The following is a 23,615-nucleotide window of genomic DNA, read 5'->3' as shown; positions in this document are numbered from 1 at the left end:
GACACCGCAAAAGGGGCCTCACTCAGATTTGACAAAATTAGCCAAAAAACAGCACCAGTCTGGCCAGATATCCCGGCGAGACTGGTGCTGTCTAATTTTCTAAACTACTTGCGTGGTGCACTAAATTCTGCGACTAACTTGCCAGCAATCTCGGCTACCAGATCCTGATCTTTCAAATCAGTCGTAGCAGTAACTACTTCGGCAAATTTGTCTTGTAACATCTGTTGTAATTTAACACTCTCATCATCTGTTGGTACATCAAACTGGTAAATCTTACCGACTGTTTCCAACAGTTTGGCATAACCTAAGCCACGTTCCTTGGCTTCACGAATTGGGCGAATGAAGCGTTCGTCAAAGCCCAGTTTCCGGATTGGTGTCCGCCCAACCCGAGCAATCGTGTCAGAGATATAAGGATTTTCAAAACGGTTAATGATCTTGTTTTGATATGCTTCATGGTCAGCCCGCTTGAAGCCCCATTTGTCGATCAATAAGTCACCAGTTTCCTTTAAAACACCCTTCAATTGGTTCAAGACGCGTTCATCTTTAATGGCATCGCCAATTGTTTCGTAACCCAACGTTTGACCTGTGTAGGCAACCGTAGCATGACCGGTGTTAACTGAGAACAACTTCCGTTCGATAAATGGTTCGAGGTCAGGCGCATAATCGACCCCAGTTAACTTCAATTCTGGGCGAGCCATTTGTGATTCGTCAACGACCCATTCCTTAAATGGTTCAACTGAAACCATCAATGGATCGTCATGTTTTTGCAAAGGTACGATCCGGTCAACCGCCGCATTGGGGAACCCAACGTATTCATCCACAAAAGCACGGTCTTCGTCTGCCAAATGCTTGTAAACTTCTTCTTTCAAATGAGCAGATCCGCCAATCATGTTTTCGCAGGCGATCACGTCGACTTTGGTCAAATTATCGTTATGCTTACGAGCAACTAAGCCGTCAGCAATCAACGGAGCGATAAATTGCAAGATCTTTGGTCCGATCGCAGTTGTCACCAAGTCTGTTGTAGCGATAGCTGCGACAACCTTTTCAGGTTCTTCACCATTGTTGATTCCATCAACGTTTTCCACATGGATCTTCTCTTGGCCAGGTGCAGCTAATTCAATATCATATTCATGGCGTTCGTTTAAAGCGGAAATCAAAGTTTGATTAACATCCACAAAATCAATCGAAAAATCGTTAGCGGCTAATGTTTCTCCAATAAAACCGCGACCAATGTTACCTGCTCCAAAATGCACTGCTTTCATTAGTTTTCAACCTCTTTCAATAAATCAATAATCTCTTTTGGTGACTGGGCATCGGCAAGTTTGGCAACGTTGTCGATGTTACTACAATATAACGCGATCTGTGACAAAATGTCGAGGTGTTCGTTATTCAAACCGGCGATTCCGAACACAACTGTCACCGTATTATCGGTTGCAGCGTCTTCGCTAAAATCAACGCCCATCGGAATTTGTACCACTGAGATCCCCGTTTTCTTAATGTGTTTTTTACCTTCATCGGTCCCATGTGGAATCGCGATGAAATTACCCATATATGTCGAAACATCCTGATCTCTGGCAATCATTGCGTCCACATATTCTGGTTCGACACAACCTGCATCCACTAACAATTTTCCTGCCAATCTGATGGCTGCCGTTTTATTAGGAACACTTTGATTTAACAGAATCATATTTTCTTGTAAGTCCATTTATTCTGCCCGCCTCTCTTTTTTCTAAACCCTAGTTGAGGTTTCTCTCTTATTTAACGTTTTTAACAACTTCGCTTAACTTCTTGTCTTGCAAATCAGCCACTGCCAAGGCCTGAACATTAGTATAACGCGATTTCAGGTTCTTGATCGTTTCTGGTGTTGAAATTACCAAACGGTCAGTTTCATCAGCGACATCATCGATCGAGACGCGTTTAACTGTTGTTTTCTTACCCGCTTTAGCTAACTGTTCTTTTAACAAACTTGTAGCCATGGTTGCTGAACCAGTATGCTGATCATGATGAATAAAGTCAATTTCAGCGACCAAATCAAAGTTGATTTCAGCCACATCACTGGCAGGTGTCGCATTCACTGCTTGGGTAGTTGGTTGAACACCATCGTCAATTTTTTCCTGTGAAGCAACTTTTAAGTTCGCCACAATTTCATCGTAACGTGGACTGTTCATAAAGTTATCCACTGAAACATCGATTGCATGTGGTGCTTTTTGTTGTGCTCGTTCAGATAATTCTTTTTGAGTAACAACCAGTAATCCTGGTTCGTCCTTCAAGTTCCGGACAGCCATGTTAGTCACAGGGACGTTTTCCAAACCGGCTTTCTTAAACTTATCTCGGAGTAATGAAGCACCCATCGCAGATGAACCCATCCCGGCATCACACGCGAAAATAACTTTTTGCACATCTTTATAGTCTAAAGTACTTGTTGATGCAGTATTTGTTTGACCCTTTGATTCAGCTTTCATTTCTTGAACTGCAGCTTGTTGGCCAGCAAAGTCGTCAGCATCTGGATCTGATTTATCTCGTTTTAAGATAAAAGCAGAAATCAAGAAAGATACGATTGCAGCAACTAAGACCCCAGCAATCACACCGACGTAACTGCCCTTTGGTGTCATTAACAACACAGCGATAATTGAACCTGGTGAAGCAGCGGCTTTCAAACCAGCGTCTAACAGCTGGAAAGTAAATGTTCCAGACACACCACCGGCCATGACGGCTAAGAACAATGATGGTTTCATCATAATGTATGGGAAATAAATTTCATGGATCCCACCGAAGAATTGGATAATTGCAGCACCTGGAGCGGATGATTTCGCACTGCCTTTACCGAAGAAACAAAAGGCAAGTAAGACACCAATCCCAGGACCTGGATTAGATTCCAGCAAGAAGAGTACTGATTTACCCACTTTAGAAGCAGTTTGGATTCCAAGTGGGACCAAGATTCCATTTCCGATCGCATTGTTCAAGAACAAAATCTTGGCTGGTTCAATAAATAGGTTAGCTAATGGCAAAGCATGAATTGAAATGATCCAATCAACACCTGACGCCATGAAGTTTGTCCCGGCATCCACGAATGGGCCAACGACAACTTGGGCTAACATTGCAAGCAACATCCCCAAAATCCCAGCGGAGAAGTTATTGTAAATCATTTCAAACCCAGACTTAATTTTAGCTTGGAACATGTCGTCGATCTTCTTCATGCACCAGCCGCCCAAAGGTCCCATGATCATGGCACCCAAGAACATTGGTACGCTTGACCCGACAACGGCCCCGATCGTGGCAATTCCACCGACGATTCCGCCTCGTTCGTCATCGACCATCTTACCACCGGTATAACCAATTAATAATGGCAATAAATATGACAACATTGGTGCACTTAATTTAATAAAGGTTGGGCTTGGGAACCAGCCTCCCGGATTTAAGAAGAGCGCTGTAACCAGGCCCCAGGCAATAATAGCGGCAATGTTGGGCATGATCATTCCTGATAGGAATGTCCCAAATTTTTGAACCTTAGCTTTCAAACTTGTTTTGGGTTTGTCAGCCGTCGCAGTATTTTGTGACATTTTGTTTTCCTCCTTTGATCTTGTAACACTTAGTCTGTGTAACTTAAAATATCTGTCTTCCACTAAGAATAATTTCTTTCGTGAACTTCCATGATTAATGGTAAGGCTTACTGAAGACGGTTACAATCAAATCTAGTGTCAAAGTTGGCACAAACCCGAGTGCCAAGATTATGGAAACAAACATTGGACCAAACATTTTCCGACTTGCACCTTGCCATAATTTTCACTATTATTAAGCTAGATTCTAACCGCCTCACTCCACCCTGTTTTCTACATATTTAGATAAGGAGTAAACACAATGGTACTTTTTTCGGCACGACAAAAACAAATCTTACTCGCTTTTCTCACTGAGCCAAATGGTCTTTCTCTAAAAGAGATGGAAAAACAACTCCACGTTAGTCGGCGGACCCTTTACCGGGAATTTTCCGCACTCCGCTTGTTCTTAGAACAAAACGACTTAATTTTGACTAGTCAAGATGGCCGCTACTTATTAGAAGGCTCTGCCCAAAACAAGCAAGTCCTTCAAGTTGCCTTAAGCAACCAGCATTCTGCCTACGACTTATCTTCTTCTCAACGTCAAAATGCCGTGGCTGCCCTCTTGTTACTGGCAACTGGAATGACCAAAATTGCCAGTTTGGCAACCGATTTAAATGTTAGTGAAGGCACGATTCAACACGACTTATTGACGCTAACAGACTCCCTAGCAGAATATCAACTCCAGGTCATTAAGAAAAAGGGCGTTGGTGTCCAAATTAGCGGAAGTGAATTAAAACGACGCCAAGTTTTATGTGGCATTTTACTCACAGAACTCAACGCTTATTCGTTTTTGCGCTATTTAAACGACCATGATAACTCAGTCAGCAATTTCTTCATGACCCTGTTGCCCTATCAATTGTTATCTGCTTGTTACACCCAATTAAACCGAACTGTTCTACCACAAATCAACTTTTATTCTGACCGGCAAATCATCAGCACGGTCTTAATGTTTACGATTTCGCTTGAACGTTTGACACATGATCAGCCAATTTCCTACCCTGTTTCACAGACAGAAAATTTGGAATACTTAGGAGTGACCTATAAATTTTTTGCCAGTTTTGACTGGGATAGCATTAACATCAACGTTGATCTCCCTAAAGATGAAATCTTCTTCTTAGCGGAACATTTGCAAAACGCCAACGTCAATGTGAACTCTTATGATTTTAATGTCGACGATTTTTCAGTGATGATTCAAGTCCGCGAGTTAGTTGAACTGGTTTCAACTGCCTATGGCTGGGATTTTCGCCGTAACCCTGAGTTTTTCAAACGTTTATCTAAACACATTGAAAACTTAATTAAAAATGACCAGCAACAACTCCCAAACGTCCAAATTGAGACTCTCTCAGGAGTAAGTGACCGCTATTCACGTTTATTTTCTACCGTTTGTGAGAAATGGGCAGAAGTTTTTCCAGACAAACAGCTGACCCAACCTGAACTGCAATTGTTATTGCTGTATTTTGCCAACGAATATACCAACCGTAGCTATGAACGTGAATTACGAGCACTGGTCATTTGTGAAAATGGCTTTTCCACCTCACAAATTTTGAAAAGCCGCTTGATGCGTGAGATCCCTGAAATCCAACAAATCGATACCAGCAAAGTCAGTGACTTACATCAAATCGAACCACGCGACTACGATATTATTTTATCGACCATTGATTTACCAGGATTTCCCAGAGATTACCAAGTTGTCAGTCCACTGTTACTGGATAATGATGTTAGCAAAGTCAAAAATTGGCTGCAAACTTATCAAAAAAAATATTCGTCAACGACCCAAGAACAAACGGGGGACTTGGGTACAGCACCTGTTTCGGTCACACCGCAAGCTCTAATCGAAAAGGAACGAGAAGTTCACTTGTATAACCAGCTAGTCCAAGAGTTTCATGTGAACCAGCTGGACAATACTGGGGAGTCACTGCAAAAAATTACAGAAAAGATTGTTGCACAAACTCCGCCAACTGTGATTACAGACCAAACTGACGTGGTTAATAACCTGTTACGCCGAGTGAAGCTCGCGCCAATTGGGATCCCAGATACCAATCTAGCGATCCTACACACTGCAACTTATGGAGTCAAGCAACCATTTTGTATGATTTATGAACTGCAAGAACCGTTCATGATGCAAGCGATGGACCAGGAGCAGATTTACGTCAATCGAGTCTTATTGCTGCTAGCTCCCTATGATTTAGACCAACTTACAGAACGCACACTGGGCATGATCAGCAGTTTGATCATCATGAACGATGAGAACACTGCACTCTTTGAACATGGCACTACCCAGGAATTACGCTCATTTTTAACTGAGAAATTTCTGGCTGTCCTACGCAACTAACTTCAAGTCACAGTGTCACTCAGAAATTCAGACACTAAAAGGAGCAAAATTATCTTGAGACTTAAAACGATGTTGATCACCACGCAAAATCAACAAGCTTTAACGTTAACAAACGAACCTTTTTGTCGACCTGGCACCTTCGAGGTCACTCGCCTTCATTCTGAATGGTGTTACAAATTGTGCTTCTATCCTACTTCACAAATTTCTGTAGAAACGTTTCCCGAGGAAAACTACCAGTTAGAACAAGTTAATAATCAGGGCTTCGCAGTCGGAACCTTCGCTAACGATTTGCCAGTTGGTTTAGGAATTTTCAAAGACCACCCTTTTCAGTATTTGTATTTAGACGACTTAAAGGTCAGTCGTACCTACCGTCAGCAAGGCGTCGCTCAACAAATTCTACAATTTGCTAGTAAACTCGCGCTTCGTCAAGGATATGCAGGGATTTTTACGATTTGTCAAAGTAACAATCTGAATGCCTGCTTATTCTACTTAGCCTGTGGATTTAAAATTGGTGGTTTAAATACCCAGGTTTACGCCCATACCAGTCAAGCTGGCAAAGAAAATATTTACTTTTATCTTGATTTTTAGCCAGTCTACACCCAAATACAAATGGGGAATTTTTATTTCCACTAACTTTCCCTAAAAAAATAAAGTAAAGCAGCTTGAAGTCCCCTAGCTTCAAGCTGCTTTACTTTATGCAAAATTTTCTTTACTGTTCTGGAAAAACAGGCATTAACTTACTTGCTAAGACATCTACTAAACCTAAATCACTATATTTAAATTCAGGAATAACTGTCAAGCCTAAGGTTACGATCCGTAATAATGGGTTCAAAGTATCTAAACCAATTCCTTGGAGAACCTTTTTCATTGCTTCGCCTTCTTGGGCAGTTTCAACGGCATTTTTGGAAGTCATCAAGCCAAAGACTGGTAATTCAAGAGTCTTTAATAAGTGGGTTTCATCGGAACAACTAATTCCGCCACCACATTCAACCAGTGCTTCATAGACACGTTTGGCAGCTGCTGGGAAGCGGTAAACAATCATCATATTGTGGTGATCATGGGCAACTGTACTGCCGACCGCACCTTCAACCCCCCCGAAATGACGGATCAAACCAACCGTTTTGTTTGCTTTACCATAACGATTAACTGTAATGACATAAGCTAGGTCAGGGTCTGCACTAATATCTACAATTCCATCTTTAACTGGTAATTCTTCGACTTGTAAACGAGTCATTGAGTCATTGTAGTCAGTATAAGTTGGGACGTTGATCTTAACCGTACCGTCTTGTTGGCCATTTGGCGCATTCAATTGGAAGTCTTCCAATTCAAGTGGCAAAATATTAACCGTATTTCTAGTTTCGATTTCAAACAGCTTTGGTTCAATTGGAGCAACCATTTTGCCGTTTTCAGCTACTAATTTACCACCAAAGTAAACTTGTTCTGGTTTAAATTCGGCTAAGTCACGCACCAAAAGAAAATCAGCAACGTAACCAGGAGCGATAGCGCCCAAGTTAGTCACACCAAGTTCTTCAGCAGCATGCAGTGAACTGGCACGAACTGCTTCAATTGCAGGCATCCCATTTGCAATAACTTGTTGCACAACATGATTCAAATGTCCACTTGTTAGCAGGTCAGCAGCTTCACGATCATCAGTACATAAAGCTAAGCGATCACGCCATGGCAAATCCTTGACTCCCTGCCAAATTTCCGCAATATTTTTAGCCATCGAAGATTCTCTGGCATCTAAGTATAAACCACTACGCAACTTACTTTTTGCTTCTGCAGCTGTTCGAGTTTCATGGTCGGTTGTTGGCCCTCCAACTACATAGGCACTCAAGTTCCGGCCAAATTCATTCGGAACATGTCCTTGAACATATAAGCCATTACGTTCAGCAGCTTCGATCATGGAAATCGTCCGGTCGCTGCCTAGTTCAACACCCTTATAGTCCATCATTTCTGCCAGACCGATCACATTTGGTAATTTTGCCAAACGGTCGATTACACTTGCGTCAAATTCTGCCCCTGCTTCTTCTAAGCCTGGAACTGCTGGAACAGAAGAAGGAATATTGATCCACTGTCTCATTGGCAGGTCCAAACCAGCATCATGCATATAGCGAACGGCTTCTTCACCAGCGACGTTAGCAACTTCATGCGGGTCAGTTACAACTGTTGTTGTCCCAGTTGGGATGACTGCTTCAGCAAAATTTCTTGGAGTCAGCATTGAACTTTCGATATGGACATGTGCATCGATCAGGCCCGGAACAATGTAAGCACCCTTGGCATCAACAACTTCTGTGACGTTATCTAAACCTGCTTCAAGGTCTTTGTCCTCGACGTGAACAACAAAACCGTGATGGATGAAAATTGTGGCTGGGTATTTTTCGCCAGTAAACAAGTTCAAATATTGAGCGTTTTTAACCGCCAAGTCGGTCTTGATCGTCCCTAAAGCTGCTTTCAAAAGTTCTCTGCGGTCTGGTGTTGCAATTCTTTTCATAGTTAATTCTTCCTCCAAATTTTAAGTTAGTTCTAGCAAGTGCTTTTCTGGTTAGTTGAAGACGAAATAAATCATCAACGGAATGCACATTGCATACATGATCGGGTGAACAGCTTTTTCAACTTTGCCTCGTTGAGCAAAAGTCTTCACTGCAACATCAGCCAAAATTCCGGCACTGATTCCAGCAGCAATTCCCCCAGCAAAAGCTGTGAAAATGACCATCACAAATGGTCCAAATGATTCTTTAAAGTCACTAAAGTCAATATTAGTAATTGATGAAATCATGCTATAACCTACAAAAATCAACACTGGGCTAGTTGCAGCGTCTGGGATCATCAAGAAAATTGGTGAAATAATGATAGAGATGAAAAATAGAAAAGCAGTTGAAACGGATGTCAACCCAGTCCGGCCACCGGCTTGAACCCCGGCAGATGATTCCACGAACGTCCCAAAGGAAGTACAACCTAACAAACCACCAACAACAGTCCCAATTGAGTCAACCACAAATGGTTTCTGAATATTAGGTAAGTTACCATTTTCATCTAACAAGCCGGCTTTTTCACTCACACCTAAAACTGTGCCTAAAGTTGAGAAAAAGTCGCCAAAAAACGCAATAAATATCAAGACTAGCGTGGTTCCATTAAACATCCCATGCATATCGAAGGAGAATGTCAACGGAGTAATCTCGCTAATGTGAGGTACACCGAATAGGTGATGAGGAACTTGAGTTACCCCAAATGGGATCCCAGCAATTGTGATTGCGATGATTCCAATCAATAATGCGCCAGGAACCTTATATAAAGTTAAAATTGCAATTAATATCAAGCCTAAAACAGCGAGAAAAACGTGCGGATCAGTAAAGTTTCCCAAGCTGATCCCATCTTTATAATTACCAATGCCAGAGTTTTTAAAACCTAAGTATGCAATGAAAAAGCCAATTGCGACCCCGATTGAAGTTTTAATATTAAATGGAATAGCTTTAACGATTACATCGCGAATTCCGAAAGCTGTCAGAATCACGAAAATGAAACCACTGATCAAAACTACGACCATCGCATTTCCAAATGACATTTTGCCTGATTGGATCAAAGCCCCCAACATGAAGTTGGTTCCCATCCCAGTTGAAAGTGCGAATGGCAAATTGGCAAAACACCCCATGATCAAGGTCATCAAGCCGGAAACAAAAGCAGTTAATACCACTAAAGCTCCACGTGAAATTACCACACCATTAATATCTGTGAAGGTTGCTGCAGATCCAAAGCCCATGACTGAGCTGGGCTGGACTACTAAGACGTAGGCCATCGCCATAAAAGTTGTTAATCCGGCTACTAATTCTGTGCGAACGTTCGTCTTTCGTTCCTTAAGTTTAAAAAATTTCTCTAACACCTGTTGAACCCTCCTAAATTTGCTAACTTCGATAACTCATTATACATTAATTGTTCATGTTTACAAAGTATATTTTAAATTTTATTTAAATTAAGCGCATTCAACAGTTAAAACACGAACTATGCTTGAAAGCAGCCACGTATCCAGAAAACTTCTCGTGCAACAAAAAAAGGCCCCACACTGGTTAGGCAAGTTAAAGTCACTTGCTCTTAGCTCCAGCGTGGAGTCTTTGGTGTTAATTTATTTTATTTGCTTAATTTAGCAGCTGCCGCTTCGTCCAATAGAACAACGACATTTGGATGTTGTTGCAAGATACTTGCAGGAACATCTTCTGTCACTGGCCCTTCGATCATTTTAGCCACGGCATCAGCTTTTTCGGCACCGAAAGCTTCAATAATGATCTGTTTAGACTTCATAATTGAACCGATACCCATTGAATAAGCTTGCTTAGGCACATCTTCAACATGTTCAAAGAAGCGTGAGTTAGCTTCGATCGTTGAATCCGTTAAATCAGCAACATGTGTTTCTAATTCAAAGGATGTTCCGGGTTCGTTAAAGCCGATATGAGCATTTCGGCCAATTCCTAAGAGCTGTAAATCGATTGGGTTATCAGCGATGATCTGGTTGTAACGAACTGTTTCTGCTTCTGGATCTTCAGCCAAGCCGTTGGGCAGGTATGATTGTTTGAATGGCTTCTTTGAGAAAAGATGTTCATTCATGAAATACTGGTAACTTTGGTCGTTATCTGGGCTGATTCCCACATATTCGTCCAAGTTAATTGAAGTACAATCAGAGAAGTCCAAATCACTCTTGATAATTTCCTCGTAAGTCGTGATTGGAGTTGAACCTGTTGCTAGGCCAAACACCTTAGCGCCCTTTTCAACTGCTTCTTTAAAGACCTGGTACCCTTCTACGCCGGCTTCTTGTTGATTTTTTGTAACGATAACTTTCATCGCTGATGACCTCCATCTCTATTTTATTGGTATAGCCCAATTGTAATTGATATAGACCAATAATGCAAGCAAAAAGACTTAAATCTGAAAAAAATTTTTAAACGATTGGAATAATTCAATATGGCAAAAAATACTAAGCAATATGCCGCAAATTTAGAACACTATACAGCAACATTATTGTCTAGCATGCTAGAAGCAATTCCCGTGGAAGCAGAATCGTCTTTTGTCATGGTTAGTGTTCTTGGAGGACTGTTGTTACTATTAGCTGTCGCCTAAGAATTACGCAAAAGCAACATTTTTTATGTGTTGCTTTTGCTTTTCATTTGTGCAAGACTAAATCATGTTAAGAAAGGATTGAATGTTAATGCTTTTACTTCTTGTTCTTCTTCTTGTTTTTGCCTTTCTATTTCTTATTCCAAAAAGAAAAGAAAAGAAATTAATTAAGAAAATTACGGTACAAAATAAAACCCCAATTTTTACGGAAAACACCTGCCTTTTTTTCAAAGAGTTAAAAAGATTCGCTATCTTTGTCTACTGTTAGGGTTAGGTGTGGTCTTAATTACGTTATACACATTACTTGTCAAAAGAAATTTATCTCTAGCTTTAATATTCGATGCACTTCTTTTTTTATTTTTGTTCATAATGCTTGTTACACATATTATTGAGCTAAAAGCGCTTAAAAAATATGACATAAAAAAAGATCCAACTTTAAATAGCTCGGCACCTCTGGAAAAAATGAAAATAATTGGCTTGTATGGTTCCAGTATATTTTCTATTTTACTAAGCCTACTTTCCATTTTACTTTCACAAAAATAATTTTATTTACCTTTTTCGAGGGTCCATTAGTGCATAATGAATTCTCGCTTAATTCACACGACTATACCCATCAATTAAAAGGAGGTGCTACACCAACCTTGTTCTCGTGGTTAATCATAATATTAGTTGCTATTTTTTTCATGGCAACCGATTTAAGTGTCCATCTAAACGGCAACACCATTGAAGAAGGCTATTTCAAAAGTAGAATTCCGCTGATAATCTCGCTCTTATTTAGTTGGTTCATCTCCAAAGAATTAGTCCCCCTTCTTTTCCCAAATTCTTTTTCAGAAACCGTGATTCCTAATTCATTCGGCTTAATTCTAATTACTATTGCATTAACAATCTTACTCTATCTCTTCAACCAAGCAAAACATGACATTGAAACTAACAAAAAAACTGTCCAGCAAGCTCAAAGCAAATACTTTAAACACAATCAAGCCTTAACTTTTGCTATGGTTCATTATGTGATTGGAATAAGTAGTATTGTATTAATTAATAGCTTCATGTATTTGCCAATTTTCCTCGACTTTCTAATCCCAATTTCCAAAAACGATCCTAGCAGCCTTGAAAAAATACAATTACAAGATTTTATTGCTATTAACATTACTTTTGTAATACCATTTTTAATTATGATTCTGACCCCGTTTTTCCTGAAAAAATTGCTTTCTCATTTTGATAAGTGAGAAAGCTAAGTCTTAATCAGGAGACCCACTTTCATTCTCAATAGCATAAACTACCTTATCCGTTCAAACAGGAGCTGAAACAAATGTTAACGACTCAAACAGTCTTACCCAAGCTTGCAGTTCTCTTACAGGACCCTACTGTCCATTACTGGGAGAAAAAAGCACTGCTGACTGCACAAACCTCCTTGAAAAATCAGGTAAATAGCAAAATTGTCCTCGAGCGGCTAGAAGTTGAATTACGTCCTTTGGCCTTGCGCAATAATCTCACTGCTAACATGGCTGATTTTTATCTGCAGTTAACTGGCAATCCAGCTGGTCAAATGGAATTCAACTACGACATTCATTATCAAAAAGACCCACCTTTTCAAGAACGAGCAATTTTTTCAGGCGGATGTTTTTGGTGTTTAGTTGAACCTTTTGACCGCAGAACTGGGGTTAAAGCCGTCATTTCTGGCTATATTGGCGGCACAGCTCCCCACCCTAGCTATGAACAAGTTAGTCATGACCACACCGGCTACGTCGAGGCAGTTGAGATTATTTATGATTCTCGCTTGATCAAATACCAAGACATCTTACAGACGTACTGGCAATTAATTGATCCAACTGATGCAAGTGGCCAATTTGATGACCGTGGTGACCACTATCGCCCAGTAATTTTTTATACTGATCAACACCAGCTCCAATTAGCTGAGGCTGACAAGCACCGGATGGAACAGTCTAACCACTACAAGGCGCCCATCGTGGTTGGAATTGAAGCTGCCACTAAATTTTGGCCGGCAGAAAATTACCACCAAAACTTCTATCAAAAGTTTAAAGCCAGATATCGTCGTCTAGAGCGAACCCGGAAACAGGTTTTATTATTCCAGCATTTACGGGGACGTCTGCGCGCTCTTTTTAAAGGTCCACATAAATAACGGCACCCAAAAAGAGCTTCAGAAAATCAACTACGATTTTCTGAAGCCCTTTTTTCTTAAACTAATTATTCAACTGTGACACTCTTGGCCAAGTTTCTTGGCTTGTCAACGTCATAACCACGTTCCTTGCTGGTGTAGTATGCCAACAATTGTGCTGGAATAATTGCAGCGAGTGGTGTTAACAATGGGTGTACTTCTGGCAAGACGATCTGATCTTCAGCCGTTGCCAATTCTTCAGCGACAATGTTGATCACGCTAGCACCACGAGAAATAACTTCTTGTTCGTTGCTGCGAGTCAAAGCAGCTGTCTTTGGATCAGTGATGATTGCGATCACTGGTGTGTTTTCTTCAATCAAAGAAATTGTCCCGTGCTTTAATTCACCGGAAGCAAAGCCTTCTGTTTGAACATAAGAAACTTCTTTTAACTTCAATGAAGCTTCAATGGCTGTTTGATAATCGATCCCACGGCCAATGTAAAAGGCATTCCGAGTTGTACCCAAGTACTTTTGAGCCAAGCCTTCAACCACATCTTTTTGATCAACTAATGACTGGATCGCATTAGCGGCTTTAGTTAATTCAAAGCCAGTTTCAAAGTCAGCAGCTGCAGCTGTTTGTTTCAACATCCCCAAGCCTTTAGCCAAAATCGTTTCAGCAGCGATTTGAGCTGTGTAGGCTTTAGTAGAAGCAACGGCAATTTCAGGGCCAGCATTCAGCAGCATCGTGTAAGTTGCTTCACGTGACAAGGTGGAGTTAGGAACGTTAGTGATCGTCAAACTTTCATAACCTAATTGATTGACTTTCGACAAAACTTCACGACTGTCGGCCGTTTCCCCACTTTGAGTCAAGAAGATAAACAACGGCTTGTCCGAAAGCAGCGGCATGTTATAGCCGAATTCAGAAGCAATATGAACTTCAGTCGGCACACCTGCTAGTTTTTCAAAAATACTCTTACCAACTAAACCAGCGTTGTAGCTAGTTCCTGCGGCCACAATGTATAAGCGGTCTGCTTGGTTGAGTGCATTCATCATGTCGTCAGCCAGCTTAACTGAACCATCTTCAGCCAAGTATGTTTGTTCCAAACCACGGATCACACCAGGTTGCTCGTCGATTTCTTTTAACATAAAGAATTCATAAGCACCCTTTTCAGACGCACTAGCGTCATCATCCACGTGGAACTGGTGGCGAGTTACGCTCTGACCATTCACGTCTTCAATTTCCACGGAGCTTGGTGTTACAGTCACAACATCACCGTCTGTTAGTTCGATGAAATCATGAGTTTCTGATAACATGACCATCGCATCACTGCAGACCACGTTAAAGCCGTCACCGACCCCAATCAAGAGTGGGCTCTTCTTTTTAGCGACAAACAAAGTATCTTTTTGTGTTTTGTCCATCAACAAGAAAGCATATGATGAAGTTTCATCGATCAAACTCAAAACATGAGTGAAGGCTTCTTTTGTTGCCATACCTTCAGCCACAAAATGGGCAATCAATTGCACGATCACTTCAGTATCTGTTTCACTGACAAATTCAGTTCCAGCTAAGTATTCTTCCTTTAGTTCACGGAAGTTACCGATCATGCCGTTATGAACTAAGTAAAAACGACCATCGGCAGAAACTTGCGGATGAGCATTGGCACGACTTGGTACCCCATGAGTTGCCCAGCGAGTGTGGCCGATCCCAGTTGTTCCTTGAACCTCTGGGCCGACAGCGGCACGCAAGTCTTCGATCCGTCCCTGTTCTTTAACAAGGTAACCGTCACTATTTTTGTCACTAACATAGATACCCGCAGAATCATAGCCACGATACTCTAATTTTTTCAAACCATTTAACAAGATCTCTGTTGCATTTTCACGACCCGTAACTCCAACAATTCCACACATAGTTTAGAACTCCTCCATTTGATTCAATTATCTAGTATACCTTTAACCGGAAATGTTATTGGTATAGATTTATTTTTGATAGCATTTATTTTCACAATGCTTAAATTACACCCTTATGTAACCTTTGTCAACAATTTATTTAAAATTGGTACACAGCTATTCCAAAGATTAAAAGAAGCCTTTTTTAAATCCTTATGGTACTTAAAATCAACCGTTTTCAATCGTTTATTACTTAATTTAAACTATTTTTTTGCTAGACTTTTGCCTACTATTTTAAGCACAAAAAACTAGGACCAACGTCCGCCGCACGAAGCAGCAGCCGTTGATCCCAGCTGATTTAAAGATTATTATTTGGAGCTGATTTTAAAATTGGTCACGCAACAACTGCTTGATTTCAGTCAAGCTTGGTTGGCGTGGGTTAGCTGAAGTACACTGATCGTTATAAACTAAGTCGACTAATTTATCGAGGGAACCTTCAAAGGCTTCTTTAGTCACACCGTTCGCAGACAAGGTTGGTGTTACGTCCACTGCTTCCATCAACTTGTCGATCTTAGCACACAAGGCTTCCACTAATTCGTGGTCTGTTTTGCCTTGCAAACCGATATAACGCGCGATGTCCGCATAGTCTTTTTCGGCCCGATAAACTTCGTAACGAGGGAATGGTGTCCGTTTAACCTTACCAGAAACTCCGTTAAACTTGATCACATGCTTCATAGCGATCGAAATTGCCAAACCGTGTGGTAAGCCGAATTCGCCCCCAGTTTTATGAGCTAAGGAATGGTTGATCCCCAAGAAAGCATTGGCAAATGACATCCCAGCCAAAGCTGCGGCATAGTGCATTTCAACCCGGGCATGTTCGCCTCGTTCGGTCTTGTTGCCAGCACCGTAGTTATAGGATTCTTCCAAGTTATCAAAGACTAATTTGATGGCTTGCAGTGCCCATGGACGGGTAAATTCAGATGACATCACTGAGACATAAGATTCTAGGGCATGGGATAAACTATCTAGTCCTGACCAAGCAACGGTCCGCTTTGGCACAGTCATAGCAAAGCATGGGTCGATAATGGCATAGTCTGGTGTCAACGCATAGTCTGTTAATGGATATTTCACGTGTGTTGCGTCATCAGTGATCACGGCGTATGGTGTCACTTCAGACCCAGTCCCAGAAGTCGTTGGGATCGCAACTAATTGTGTATGGTTTTGGTCCCCAAACTTCACGATCCGTTTTCTAATATCCAAGAATTTCTGTTGTAATTTCACGAAGAGTGCACTCACATTAGCGTAATCATCTAAGAAACCATCAGCTTGATCTAGCGAATATTCGTAAATATAACGGGCGATCTTCGCAGCATCTAAGGCAGACCCACCACCGATCGTGATGACTGTATCTGGTTTGAACTGCTGCATTTGTTTGGCAATTTCAATTGTCTGGCTCAAGGTTGGGTCAGGTTGAACTGTGCCATAGATTGCAGTCTTAACTGGTTGTTCGCGAATATCTAATTGGTCATAGACCTTGTCAACAAAGCCAAATTGCACCATACCTGGATCGGCCACGATAAAGGCCCGACTAATTTTTGGCAATTCTTGCAAGTAAGTGATCGAATCTTTTTCAAAGTAGATACTTTGCGGCAAACGGATCCATTCTGGCCGATTCCGGCGTTTAGCGACTGTCTTGAAGTTCAATAGATCTGACGTGGATAAGTTATGTGACAATGAATTATTCCCCCATGAACCAGTACCGAGTGTCAAACTAGCACGCATTGCGTCTGTATAGATATCACCGATTCCGCCAATTGAATCTGGTTGGTTAACTAGGATCCGGACAGCTTCCAAACGATCAGCGTATTCTTGGATAAATGGATCATCTTGGGTCCCGATTTGAATTGCAGTATTATGACCAGCACCTTGGTAGTCTAACAATTCATGCACGACCTGAATTCCTTCTTCACGGTCTTTGACCTGGTAAACTGACAATAATGGCGACAATTTTTCAGAAGAAAGTTTCTCACCGATATTCTCCCGGTCTAATTCAAACAAGATGACATCTTTATCAGCTGGCAACTTGATACCTGCTTGTTCAGCGATCCAAGCAGCGGACATGCCGGCGACCGGACCATTCACGCCATGTTTGTCATTGAAGACAAAGTCAGCTAATTTCTTGTAGTCTTTCTTAGGCAAGAGATAGGCACCGTGCGCCTGCATTTCTGTCAACCATTCGTCATAAACAGCACTTTCGACGACGGCTGAGTTTTCAGTTGCACAAATCATCCCGTTATCAAACCGCTTCGACAACAGCAGATCTTCAACTGCCCGGTCAATTTTAGCAGTGTGGTCAACAAAGATCGCACCGTTTCCGGCACCAACACCCATTGAAGGATTCCCAGATCTCAAGGCGGAGTTCACCATACCTGGGCCACCAGTTGCTAAAATCGAAGCAATTTTAGGATTACCAATCAGGTTAGTCGTGTTAGCCAGTGATGGAGTTTCGATCCATTGAATAATGTTTTTTGGTGCTCCTGCAGCAACAGCTGCTTCATACACGATTTGAGCGGCATGAACTGAACACTTCTGTGCAGCTGGATGGAAAGCGAAGACGATCGCGTTTCTAGTCTTCAATGCCAATAATGACTTGAACATGGTCGTTGAAGTTGGGTTCGTGGTGGGCACGATCCCTGCCAAAACGCCCAGTGGAGCAGCAATCGTTACACTACCAGAAACGTCGTCTTTATCAATGACACCCACTGTCTTATCATCTTTAATTCCATTGTAAACATTTTCGGTTGCGAAACGGTTTTTCGTATCTTTATCTTCAACGACACCCCGGCCAGTTTCATCAACGGCTTCATGAGCTAACATTAAAGCTGCTTCAGAACCAGCTAAGGCCATCGCATTAACGATCTTATCGACTTGTTCCTGACTAAAATGGCTATATTCTGCTTCAGCAACGACTGCTTTGTCAACTAAAGCTGACGTATATTCAACTGATTTTTCATTTTCATCTTGGGGAGCTGTTACTTTCTTTTCTTTAACTGCTGTCTTCATCAAATATCCCTCCACTTAACGTGTTTGCCTTTAATTTCTTGTATACGTGAAATATTTCACTTATGATACTAGACTATCGGCACTAAAAAATCAAGTCTTTCGCACCAAAAAAATAAAAAATATTTTTCAAACTTGCTGTCTTTTACATAATTATTTTTGCAGTTTAACGCCTATTTATTGCAGTTTTACCGCTATAAATTTTAAATTGTTCACACCCTATCCCCTAAATTTTGAAATCATCTTTCATTGATATAGTTTCTGATCAAGTTCAGTAAAGCGCTTACTTTGTTAATTTATTCACGTTCTTTTTGTGAAATTATAAACATGGTTGAGTAAAATATTTTATCCAACCAAATTTTCACGCGCCGCCTCACTGCTTTAAGGAAAAATAAGTTTCTTGGCAAATCTTGCCAAAAAAACGCTATTAAAATAATTTTTGCTGGTATTTAAAAATTTCCCACCAACTAAAAAAGCATGTCACACAAAAGTATCTCACTCTTGTATCACATGCTTTTTTTAACTGCAGCCTAAATTTTTCTTAGTCTTCAGTACTAAATTAACTTAACCCACTTTAGCGATTTTACCTTGTTCAATATAAACTGCCAAAATCGACAAGTCAGCTGGGTTGACCCCACTGATCCGACCAGCCTGTGCTAATGTTTCAGGTTGGATCTTGGCCAATTTTTGTTGGGCTTCAGTTGCCAAGCCATCGATAGCTGCATAATCGATCCGGTCTGGGATCTTCTTAGCTTCCATCCGCTTGAGCTTCTCAATTTTTTGCATTGATTTCTTGATATAACCAGCATATTTCAATTGAATTTCAATTTGTTCGATGCTTTGGCTGTCCAGTGGTTCTGCAGGTGCTGGAATAAATTGCAGCAAGTCCTGATATGTTACATATGGACGCTTCAAGAAGTCGGCGGCCAAAATACCGTCTCTTAATTCATGTTCGTGATGTTCAGCCAAGTAAGCATTGACCTGGTCATTTGGCTTGATCCGTACTTCAGCTAAACGTTGCATTTCAGCACTGATCATTTGCTTTTTAGCTTCAAACTGTGCGTATCTTTCGTCTGAGATCAGTCCCATTTCATGGCCCATTTCTGTTAAACGCAAGTCCGCATTATCATGTCGTAAAATTAAGCGATATTCAGCACGAGAGGTCAATAACCGGTATGGTTCATTGGTACCTTTAGTCACCAAATCATCGATCATAACACCAATGTAGGCGTCACTACGCTTCAAGATCATTTCTTCTTTACCCAAAGCATGGCGACCAGCATTGATCCCAGCAACGATCCCCTGACCAGCAGCTTCTTCATAACCGGAAGTCCCGTTAGTTTGACCAGCCGTGTACAGACCTGAGATCAGCTTGGTTTCAAGCGTTGGTCGTAACTGATATGGTGAAACAACGTCATATTCAATGGCATAGCCGGGACGCATCATTTCGGCATTTTCCAAACCGGCGATCGTGTGCACGAATTTTTGCTGAATTTCTTCAGGCATTGAAGTTGACAGACCCTGAACGTAATATTCATCAGTTTCCCGGCCTTCTGGTTCCAAGAAGAGCTGGTGGCGCGGTTTGTCTGCGAAACGGACGATTTTATCTTCAATTGAAGGACAGTAACGAGGACCGACCCCTTCGATCACACCCGTAAACATTGGGGCACGATTTAAATTACTCGTGATGATCTGATGGGTAGTACCGTTAGTATAAGTCAACCAGCATGGCATTTGGTCTTCAACTGGTAAATAGTCTTCATCTTTAGATTCGTATGAAAAATGGTGGGGCATTGCGTCCCCCGGTTGTTTATCAGTTTTAGAATAATCGATCGTATTTCCGTCGACACGTGGCGGTGTCCCGGTCTTAAACCGTTTGAGTTCAAAACCAAGCTTCTCCAAATTACCAGAAAGCTTCATTGAAGGTTGGGTATTATTAGGGCCAGATGAATACATCAATTCCCCAATAATAATTTTACCGCGAGCGGCAGTCCCAGTGGTCAAGACTACGGCTTTGGCATGATACTGAGCACCAGTGTTAGTAATGACACCTTTAACCGTACCATCTTCGACGATCAAATCATCGACGATTCCCTGACGCAAAGTCAGATTTTTTTCACGTTCAAGCGTGTGCTTCATTTCAATTGAATACTCGCGTTTGTCAGCCTGAGCCCGTAAGGCACGGACAGCTGGACCTTTACCAGTGTTCAGCATTCTCATTTGCACATAAGTCTTATCAATATTCCGACCCATTTCGCCGCCTAAAGCATCCAGTTCACGGACAACGATCCCTTTAGCTGGGCCCCCGATCGAAGGGTTACATGGCATAAATGCCACCATTTCAAGGTTAATGGTCATCAAAAGGGTTTTATTTCCCATTCGCGCAGCCGCTAAAGCTGCTTCACATCCTGCATGTCCTGCGCCGACTACGATGACGTCGTAGTCTTTACCAGCATACTGTTTTACTTCCTGCATCTTTCATTTCTCCCATAATTTAAATTCAATGTTTCAGGTAATTTGTAATTTGTGACAAGTAATTTGTAACTAATTACAAATTACTTGTCACAAAAGTTATTGGCTGGGCTCCGGTCGTGCTCGAGTCCTAAACGGCTTGCTCCACCCACTATTTTCCTAGGCAGAACTGGCTGAATAACTGGTCTAATAGTTCGTCTTGATATGAGTCACCGGTGATTTCACCCAAAACATCCCAGGCATTCGTCATGTCAATCTGGCACAGGTCAACTGGCATCCCAGCTTCGATTCCATCCAACACTGCTTGTAATGAATCCTTAGCCTGATGCAGCAAAGCGATGTGCCGTGAGTTGGTCAACATCACCGTGGTCTGTGAATTTTCGATCCCATTAAAGAACATCTTTGCAATACGTTCCTCTAATTCATCTAAACCGTCATTTTTTAAGACAGACGTACTCAATAATTCTTCTGCTGCAACAATTTGTTTGACTTCTGCCATTTCAATTTTTTGCGGCAAGTCCGTCTTGTTTAAAATGACTAACCGTTTTTTATCCTTAGTCAGTTCCAACAATTGGCGATCTTCAACAGTTAGCGGTTCACTAGCATTCAGCAAGATCATTACTAAGTCAGCCTGACCGATCGCACGTCGTGAACGTTCTACCCCGATTTTTTCAACCTTGTCTTGTGTTTCATGAATCCCAGCAGTATCGATCAGTTTTAGTGGAACGTCGCGGATATTCACGTATTCCTCGATCACATCTCGGGTCGTTCCGGCCACGTCTGTCACGATTGCTTTATCTTCGTGTAACAAATAGTTCAGCAAACTTGACTTTCCAACGTTCGGTCGCCCAACGATAGCAGTCGCTAAGCCATCTCGCATGATTTTACCTTGGCCGGCTGTCTTTAAGAGTTCCTCGATGCGTGCCTTAACTTCTTGTGCCTTCTCTTTTAACAATCTAGTTGTCAAAGTTTCAACGTCATCGTATTCGGGATAGTCAATATTAACTTCTACCTGAGCTAAAACATCCAAAATATCTTGGCGCAAGTTTTTAATTAACTGGGATAAATTTCCATCCAACTGTCCCAAGGCAATTTGCATGGAACGATCAGTTTTAGCGCGAATCAAGTCCATCACAGATTCTGCCTGAGTTAAATCGATCCGTCCGTGTAGAAAAGCACGTTTGGTAAATTCACCCGGCTCTGCCAAACGAGCACCATTCTGCAACAATAATTGCAAAATTTTATTCGTTGGTACGATCCCGCCGTGACAGTTAATTTCAATAATATCTTCTCTAGTAAAAGTTTTTGGGGCCCGCATCACTGAAACCATCACTTCATCGATTTCTTCATTGGTTTCCGGATCAACGATATGTCCGTAATTAATAGTATGCGATTGGACATCTTGTAAGTTTTTACCTTTAAAAATCTTAGTTGCAACTTCCAACGATTCCTCCCCGCTCATCCGCACAATGGAGATCGCACCTTCACCAGGTGGTGTCGAAATTGCTGCAATCGTATCATATTCAGTGGTTTGCATTAATGTCATTTTTAAAAATCCCTCCTTGAGAGCACAAAAAAAGCGCCACTCCACGCCAAATAAAGGCATGGACAAAGCACTTTGACTACTTTATCTTTGTTTCAGATAAGAATGATTATTTACAATATACGAGCAAAAAATGTAAAAGTCAAGTATAATAGAAAGGTAAGTGTCGCAAGCGGTTTCTTTTTAAGAACTTAATTTTTTCATATTTAATCGCCAATATTTTCGACACTCTCAACTAAAAAAATCTACTTAAGAAGGCTTTGATCAACATGTTTTTAATTGACATTACCCCTAAAAACCATGAACCTTACGACCCGATCTTAAACCAATCGATCGATAACTATCTATTAAACGACTTAAAACTTCCTGGGCATGGATTACTCTGTTATATTAACCGTCCATCGGTCATCATCGGCTCCGCCCAAAATTCTTTTAGCGAAGTTGACCTCAATTACCTACAGCAACACCACATTAAACTAGTCCGTCGCACTTCCGGCGGTGGTGCAGTTTACCATGACGAAGGCAACGTCATTTTTGAAAATATTCTGGGAGACTCTCTCGACCACTGTGGTGACTATGATTATTTCGCCCAGCCGATTTTGGATGCCTTAGCCGAAATGGGATTAAAAGATGGGCAAGTCAGTGCCAAAAGTGCCTTAGTCGCCAATAACCAAAAATTTTCAGGCATGTGTATGATCAAGGCCAAGGAAGGTTTCGCCGCCGGTGGCACGCTGATGTTCAACATGAACATCGCGAATGCTCGTCAAGTCCTGACGCCCAAAAAGCGGGCTCAAGTTGCTCGTGGCGTTTTATCCGCCGACCGTCCAATTACCAACCTAAAGTCCCTGCTGTCGCCCGAATATGCCGAGCTGTCGACGGAAGAATTTAAAAATGAGCTTTTATGTCATTTGTTTCACGTGAAACATTTAGCTGACATTCCAACCTATCATTTAACTGACCAAGACTGGCAAAAAATCTACGCCAAGGTTGGCCAAAAATATGGCCGTAATGTTTGGAACTACGGTAAAAACCCAGGTTACCAATACTATTCGAGCTATCAAATGCCCAATGGTCAGCTGCACGTGAACTTTTCAACCGAAAATGAGCAAATTTCTCACATCAAATTTTACGGTAACACGATCACACCTGAAGCTGCAGAAGTTTTGGAACAAGTCTTGTTAGGTGCAACTTTGACCGCAGACTCACTCAACACCTTATTAAGTTCCACTATTTTCGCCAATAACCCTGATTTTCTTCAAGTGATCAGCGACATGTTGCTGGAAGCAGAAAATACCCACCACATTTGTGACTAACTTGAAAGAATAACTGTTCATAAAAAAACTATCTCAAACGTTAGCAAATCAGCTTTCATTTGAGATAGTCTTTATTTTTGGGACTTTGTCAAATAGTGTTGATGGTCCTTGGAACTCTATCTTAAAGGTGGAGTTCTTTTTTTATACTTTGATAGCTAGTTTAAAGTGCTGGTGTGTGTGGCTGGGGCCAG

The 23,615-nt window shown here is 41.4% G+C and carries 16 protein-coding genes; 6 read left to right on the top strand and 10 right to left on the bottom strand.

The window, feature by feature from the left end; genetic code table 11:
* Positions 1–104 precede the first annotated feature (104 nt).
* The 3 genes from LPAF129_RS06515 to LPAF129_RS06505 are packed head-to-tail and all read right to left on the bottom strand — an operon-like array spanning position 105 to position 3,560.
* Positions 105–1,262, bottom strand: a complete 1,158-nt coding sequence (locus LPAF129_RS06515) for a mannitol-1-phosphate 5-dehydrogenase (protein ID WP_244055357.1) — start codon at positions 1,260–1,262, stop codon at positions 105–107.
* Positions 1,262–1,705, bottom strand: a complete 444-nt coding sequence (locus LPAF129_RS06510) for a PTS mannitol transporter subunit IIA (protein ID WP_244055356.1) — start codon at positions 1,703–1,705, stop codon at positions 1,262–1,264. The genes LPAF129_RS06515 and LPAF129_RS06510 overlap by 1 nt, the downstream gene beginning before the upstream one ends.
* 49 nt (positions 1,706–1,754) lie before the next feature.
* On the bottom strand, positions 1,755–3,560 hold the full coding sequence (locus LPAF129_RS06505; RefSeq protein ID WP_244055355.1) for a PTS mannitol transporter subunit IIBC: 1,806 nt from the start codon (positions 3,558–3,560) through the stop codon (positions 1,755–1,757).
* Positions 3,561–3,858: 298 nt separating this feature from the next.
* Here LPAF129_RS06505 and LPAF129_RS06500 point away from each other — a divergent pair, with 298 nt between their 5' ends.
* Positions 3,859–5,928 carry a BglG family transcription antiterminator gene (locus LPAF129_RS06500; protein WP_244055353.1) on the top strand — a complete coding sequence of 690 codons (2,070 nt, stop codon included), beginning with the start codon at positions 3,859–3,861 and terminating at the stop codon, positions 5,926–5,928.
* Positions 5,929–5,982: 54 nt separating this feature from the next.
* On the top strand, positions 5,983–6,516 hold the full coding sequence (locus LPAF129_RS06495; protein ID WP_244055352.1) for a GNAT family N-acetyltransferase: 534 nt from the start codon (positions 5,983–5,985) through the stop codon (positions 6,514–6,516).
* Positions 6,517–6,637: 121 nt separating this feature from the next.
* On the opposite strand, the gene LPAF129_RS06490 is transcribed toward LPAF129_RS06495, so the two are convergent.
* The 3 genes from LPAF129_RS06490 to LPAF129_RS06480 form a co-directional block, all read right to left on the bottom strand.
* Positions 6,638–8,422: an adenine deaminase gene (locus LPAF129_RS06490; protein ID WP_244055351.1), complete on the bottom strand. Its 1,785-nt coding sequence runs from the start codon at positions 8,420–8,422 to the stop codon at positions 6,638–6,640.
* A gap of 51 nt (positions 8,423–8,473) precedes the next feature.
* Entirely contained in the window at positions 8,474–9,808 is a 1,335-nt protein-coding gene (locus tag LPAF129_RS06485; protein WP_244055350.1) for an NCS2 family permease, read from the bottom strand.
* 245 nt (positions 9,809–10,053) lie between these two features.
* Positions 10,054–10,761, bottom strand: coding sequence for a glucosamine-6-phosphate deaminase (locus LPAF129_RS06480; RefSeq protein ID WP_244055349.1), 708 nt, complete (start codon positions 10,759–10,761; stop codon positions 10,054–10,056).
* Positions 10,762–10,881: 120 nt separating this feature from the next.
* Between LPAF129_RS06480 and LPAF129_RS06475 the strand changes: the two genes are divergently transcribed.
* From LPAF129_RS06475 to msrA, 3 genes are all read left to right on the top strand, one after another.
* The gene (locus LPAF129_RS06475) at positions 10,882–11,037 is read left to right on the top strand and encodes a hypothetical protein (protein ID WP_244055348.1); all 156 of its coding nucleotides are present in this window, start codon (positions 10,882–10,884) and stop codon (positions 11,035–11,037) included.
* A gap of 680 nt (positions 11,038–11,717) precedes the next feature.
* Complete coding sequence (locus LPAF129_RS06470; protein WP_244055347.1) at positions 11,718–12,260, top strand: hypothetical protein; 543 nt, start codon at positions 11,718–11,720, stop codon at positions 12,258–12,260.
* A gap of 83 nt (positions 12,261–12,343) precedes the next feature.
* Entirely contained in the window at positions 12,344–13,174 is an 831-nt protein-coding gene (gene msrA / locus LPAF129_RS06465; RefSeq protein WP_244055346.1) for a peptide-methionine (S)-S-oxide reductase MsrA, read from the top strand.
* A 65-nt stretch (positions 13,175–13,239) separates the two neighbouring features.
* Here the strand turns inward: msrA and glmS are convergent, their stop codons facing one another.
* From glmS to mnmE, 4 genes are all read right to left on the bottom strand, one after another.
* The gene (gene glmS, locus LPAF129_RS06460; RefSeq protein WP_244055345.1) at positions 13,240–15,057 is read right to left on the bottom strand and encodes a glutamine--fructose-6-phosphate transaminase (isomerizing); all 1,818 of its coding nucleotides are present in this window, start codon (positions 15,055–15,057) and stop codon (positions 13,240–13,242) included.
* 363 nt (positions 15,058–15,420) lie between these two features.
* Entirely contained in the window at positions 15,421–18,099 is a 2,679-nt protein-coding gene (gene adhE / locus LPAF129_RS06455; protein WP_244055344.1) for a bifunctional acetaldehyde-CoA/alcohol dehydrogenase, read from the bottom strand.
* A 561-nt stretch (positions 18,100–18,660) separates the two neighbouring features.
* Positions 18,661–20,571 carry a tRNA uridine-5-carboxymethylaminomethyl(34) synthesis enzyme MnmG gene (gene mnmG / locus LPAF129_RS06450; RefSeq protein ID WP_244055343.1) on the bottom strand — a complete coding sequence of 637 codons (1,911 nt, stop codon included), beginning with the start codon at positions 20,569–20,571 and terminating at the stop codon, positions 18,661–18,663.
* Between the two features lie 148 nt (positions 20,572–20,719).
* Positions 20,720–22,114: a tRNA uridine-5-carboxymethylaminomethyl(34) synthesis GTPase MnmE gene (gene mnmE, locus LPAF129_RS06445; RefSeq protein WP_244055342.1), complete on the bottom strand. Its 1,395-nt coding sequence runs from the start codon at positions 22,112–22,114 to the stop codon at positions 20,720–20,722.
* Positions 22,115–22,380: 266 nt separating this feature from the next.
* Here mnmE and LPAF129_RS06440 point away from each other — a divergent pair, with 266 nt between their 5' ends.
* A complete protein-coding gene (locus LPAF129_RS06440) occupies positions 22,381–23,424 on the top strand; it encodes a lipoate--protein ligase (RefSeq protein ID WP_244055341.1) in 1,044 nt (347 codons plus the stop codon).
* Positions 23,425–23,615: the final 191 nt, after the last annotated feature.

Source organism: Ligilactobacillus pabuli (assembly GCF_022836475.1).
Lineage (GTDB): Bacteria > Bacillota > Bacilli > Lactobacillales > Lactobacillaceae > Ligilactobacillus > Ligilactobacillus pabuli.
The sequence above is the reverse complement of the archived record's forward strand: the minus strand, read 5'-3'. Positions and strand labels throughout refer to the sequence as shown.

Bases quoted from the DNA above. Each gene is read 5' to 3' on its own strand.
- LPAF129_RS06490 (WP_244055351.1), bottom strand. From the start codon at position 8,422: ATGAAAAGAATTGCAACACCAGACCGCAGAGAACTTTTGAAAGCAGCT.
- adhE (WP_244055344.1), bottom strand. From the start codon at position 18,099: ATGAAGACAGCAGTTAAAGAAAAGAAAGTAACAGCTCCCCAAGATGAA.
- LPAF129_RS06515 (WP_244055357.1), bottom strand. From the start codon at position 1,262: ATGAAAGCAGTGCATTTTGGAGCAGGTAACATTGGTCGCGGTTTTATT.
- mnmE (WP_244055342.1), bottom strand. From the start codon at position 22,114: ATGACATTAATGCAAACCACTGAATATGATACGATTGCAGCAATTTCG.
- LPAF129_RS06500 (WP_244055353.1), top strand. From the start codon at position 3,859: ATGGTACTTTTTTCGGCACGACAAAAACAAATCTTACTCGCTTTTCTC.
- LPAF129_RS06470 (WP_244055347.1), top strand. From the start codon at position 11,718: ATGGCAACCGATTTAAGTGTCCATCTAAACGGCAACACCATTGAAGAA.
- msrA (WP_244055346.1), top strand. From the start codon at position 12,344: ATGTTAACGACTCAAACAGTCTTACCCAAGCTTGCAGTTCTCTTACAG.
- LPAF129_RS06440 (WP_244055341.1), top strand. From the start codon at position 22,381: ATGTTTTTAATTGACATTACCCCTAAAAACCATGAACCTTACGACCCG.
- LPAF129_RS06510 (WP_244055356.1), bottom strand. From the start codon at position 1,705: ATGGACTTACAAGAAAATATGATTCTGTTAAATCAAAGTGTTCCTAAT.
- LPAF129_RS06480 (WP_244055349.1), bottom strand. From the start codon at position 10,761: ATGAAAGTTATCGTTACAAAAAATCAACAAGAAGCCGGCGTAGAAGGG.
- LPAF129_RS06475 (WP_244055348.1), top strand. From the start codon at position 10,882: ATGGCAAAAAATACTAAGCAATATGCCGCAAATTTAGAACACTATACA.
- LPAF129_RS06505 (WP_244055355.1), bottom strand. From the start codon at position 3,560: ATGTCACAAAATACTGCGACGGCTGACAAACCCAAAACAAGTTTGAAA.
- mnmG (WP_244055343.1), bottom strand. From the start codon at position 20,571: ATGCAGGAAGTAAAACAGTATGCTGGTAAAGACTACGACGTCATCGTA.
- glmS (WP_244055345.1), bottom strand. From the start codon at position 15,057: ATGTGTGGAATTGTTGGAGTTACGGGTCGTGAAAATGCAACAGAGATC.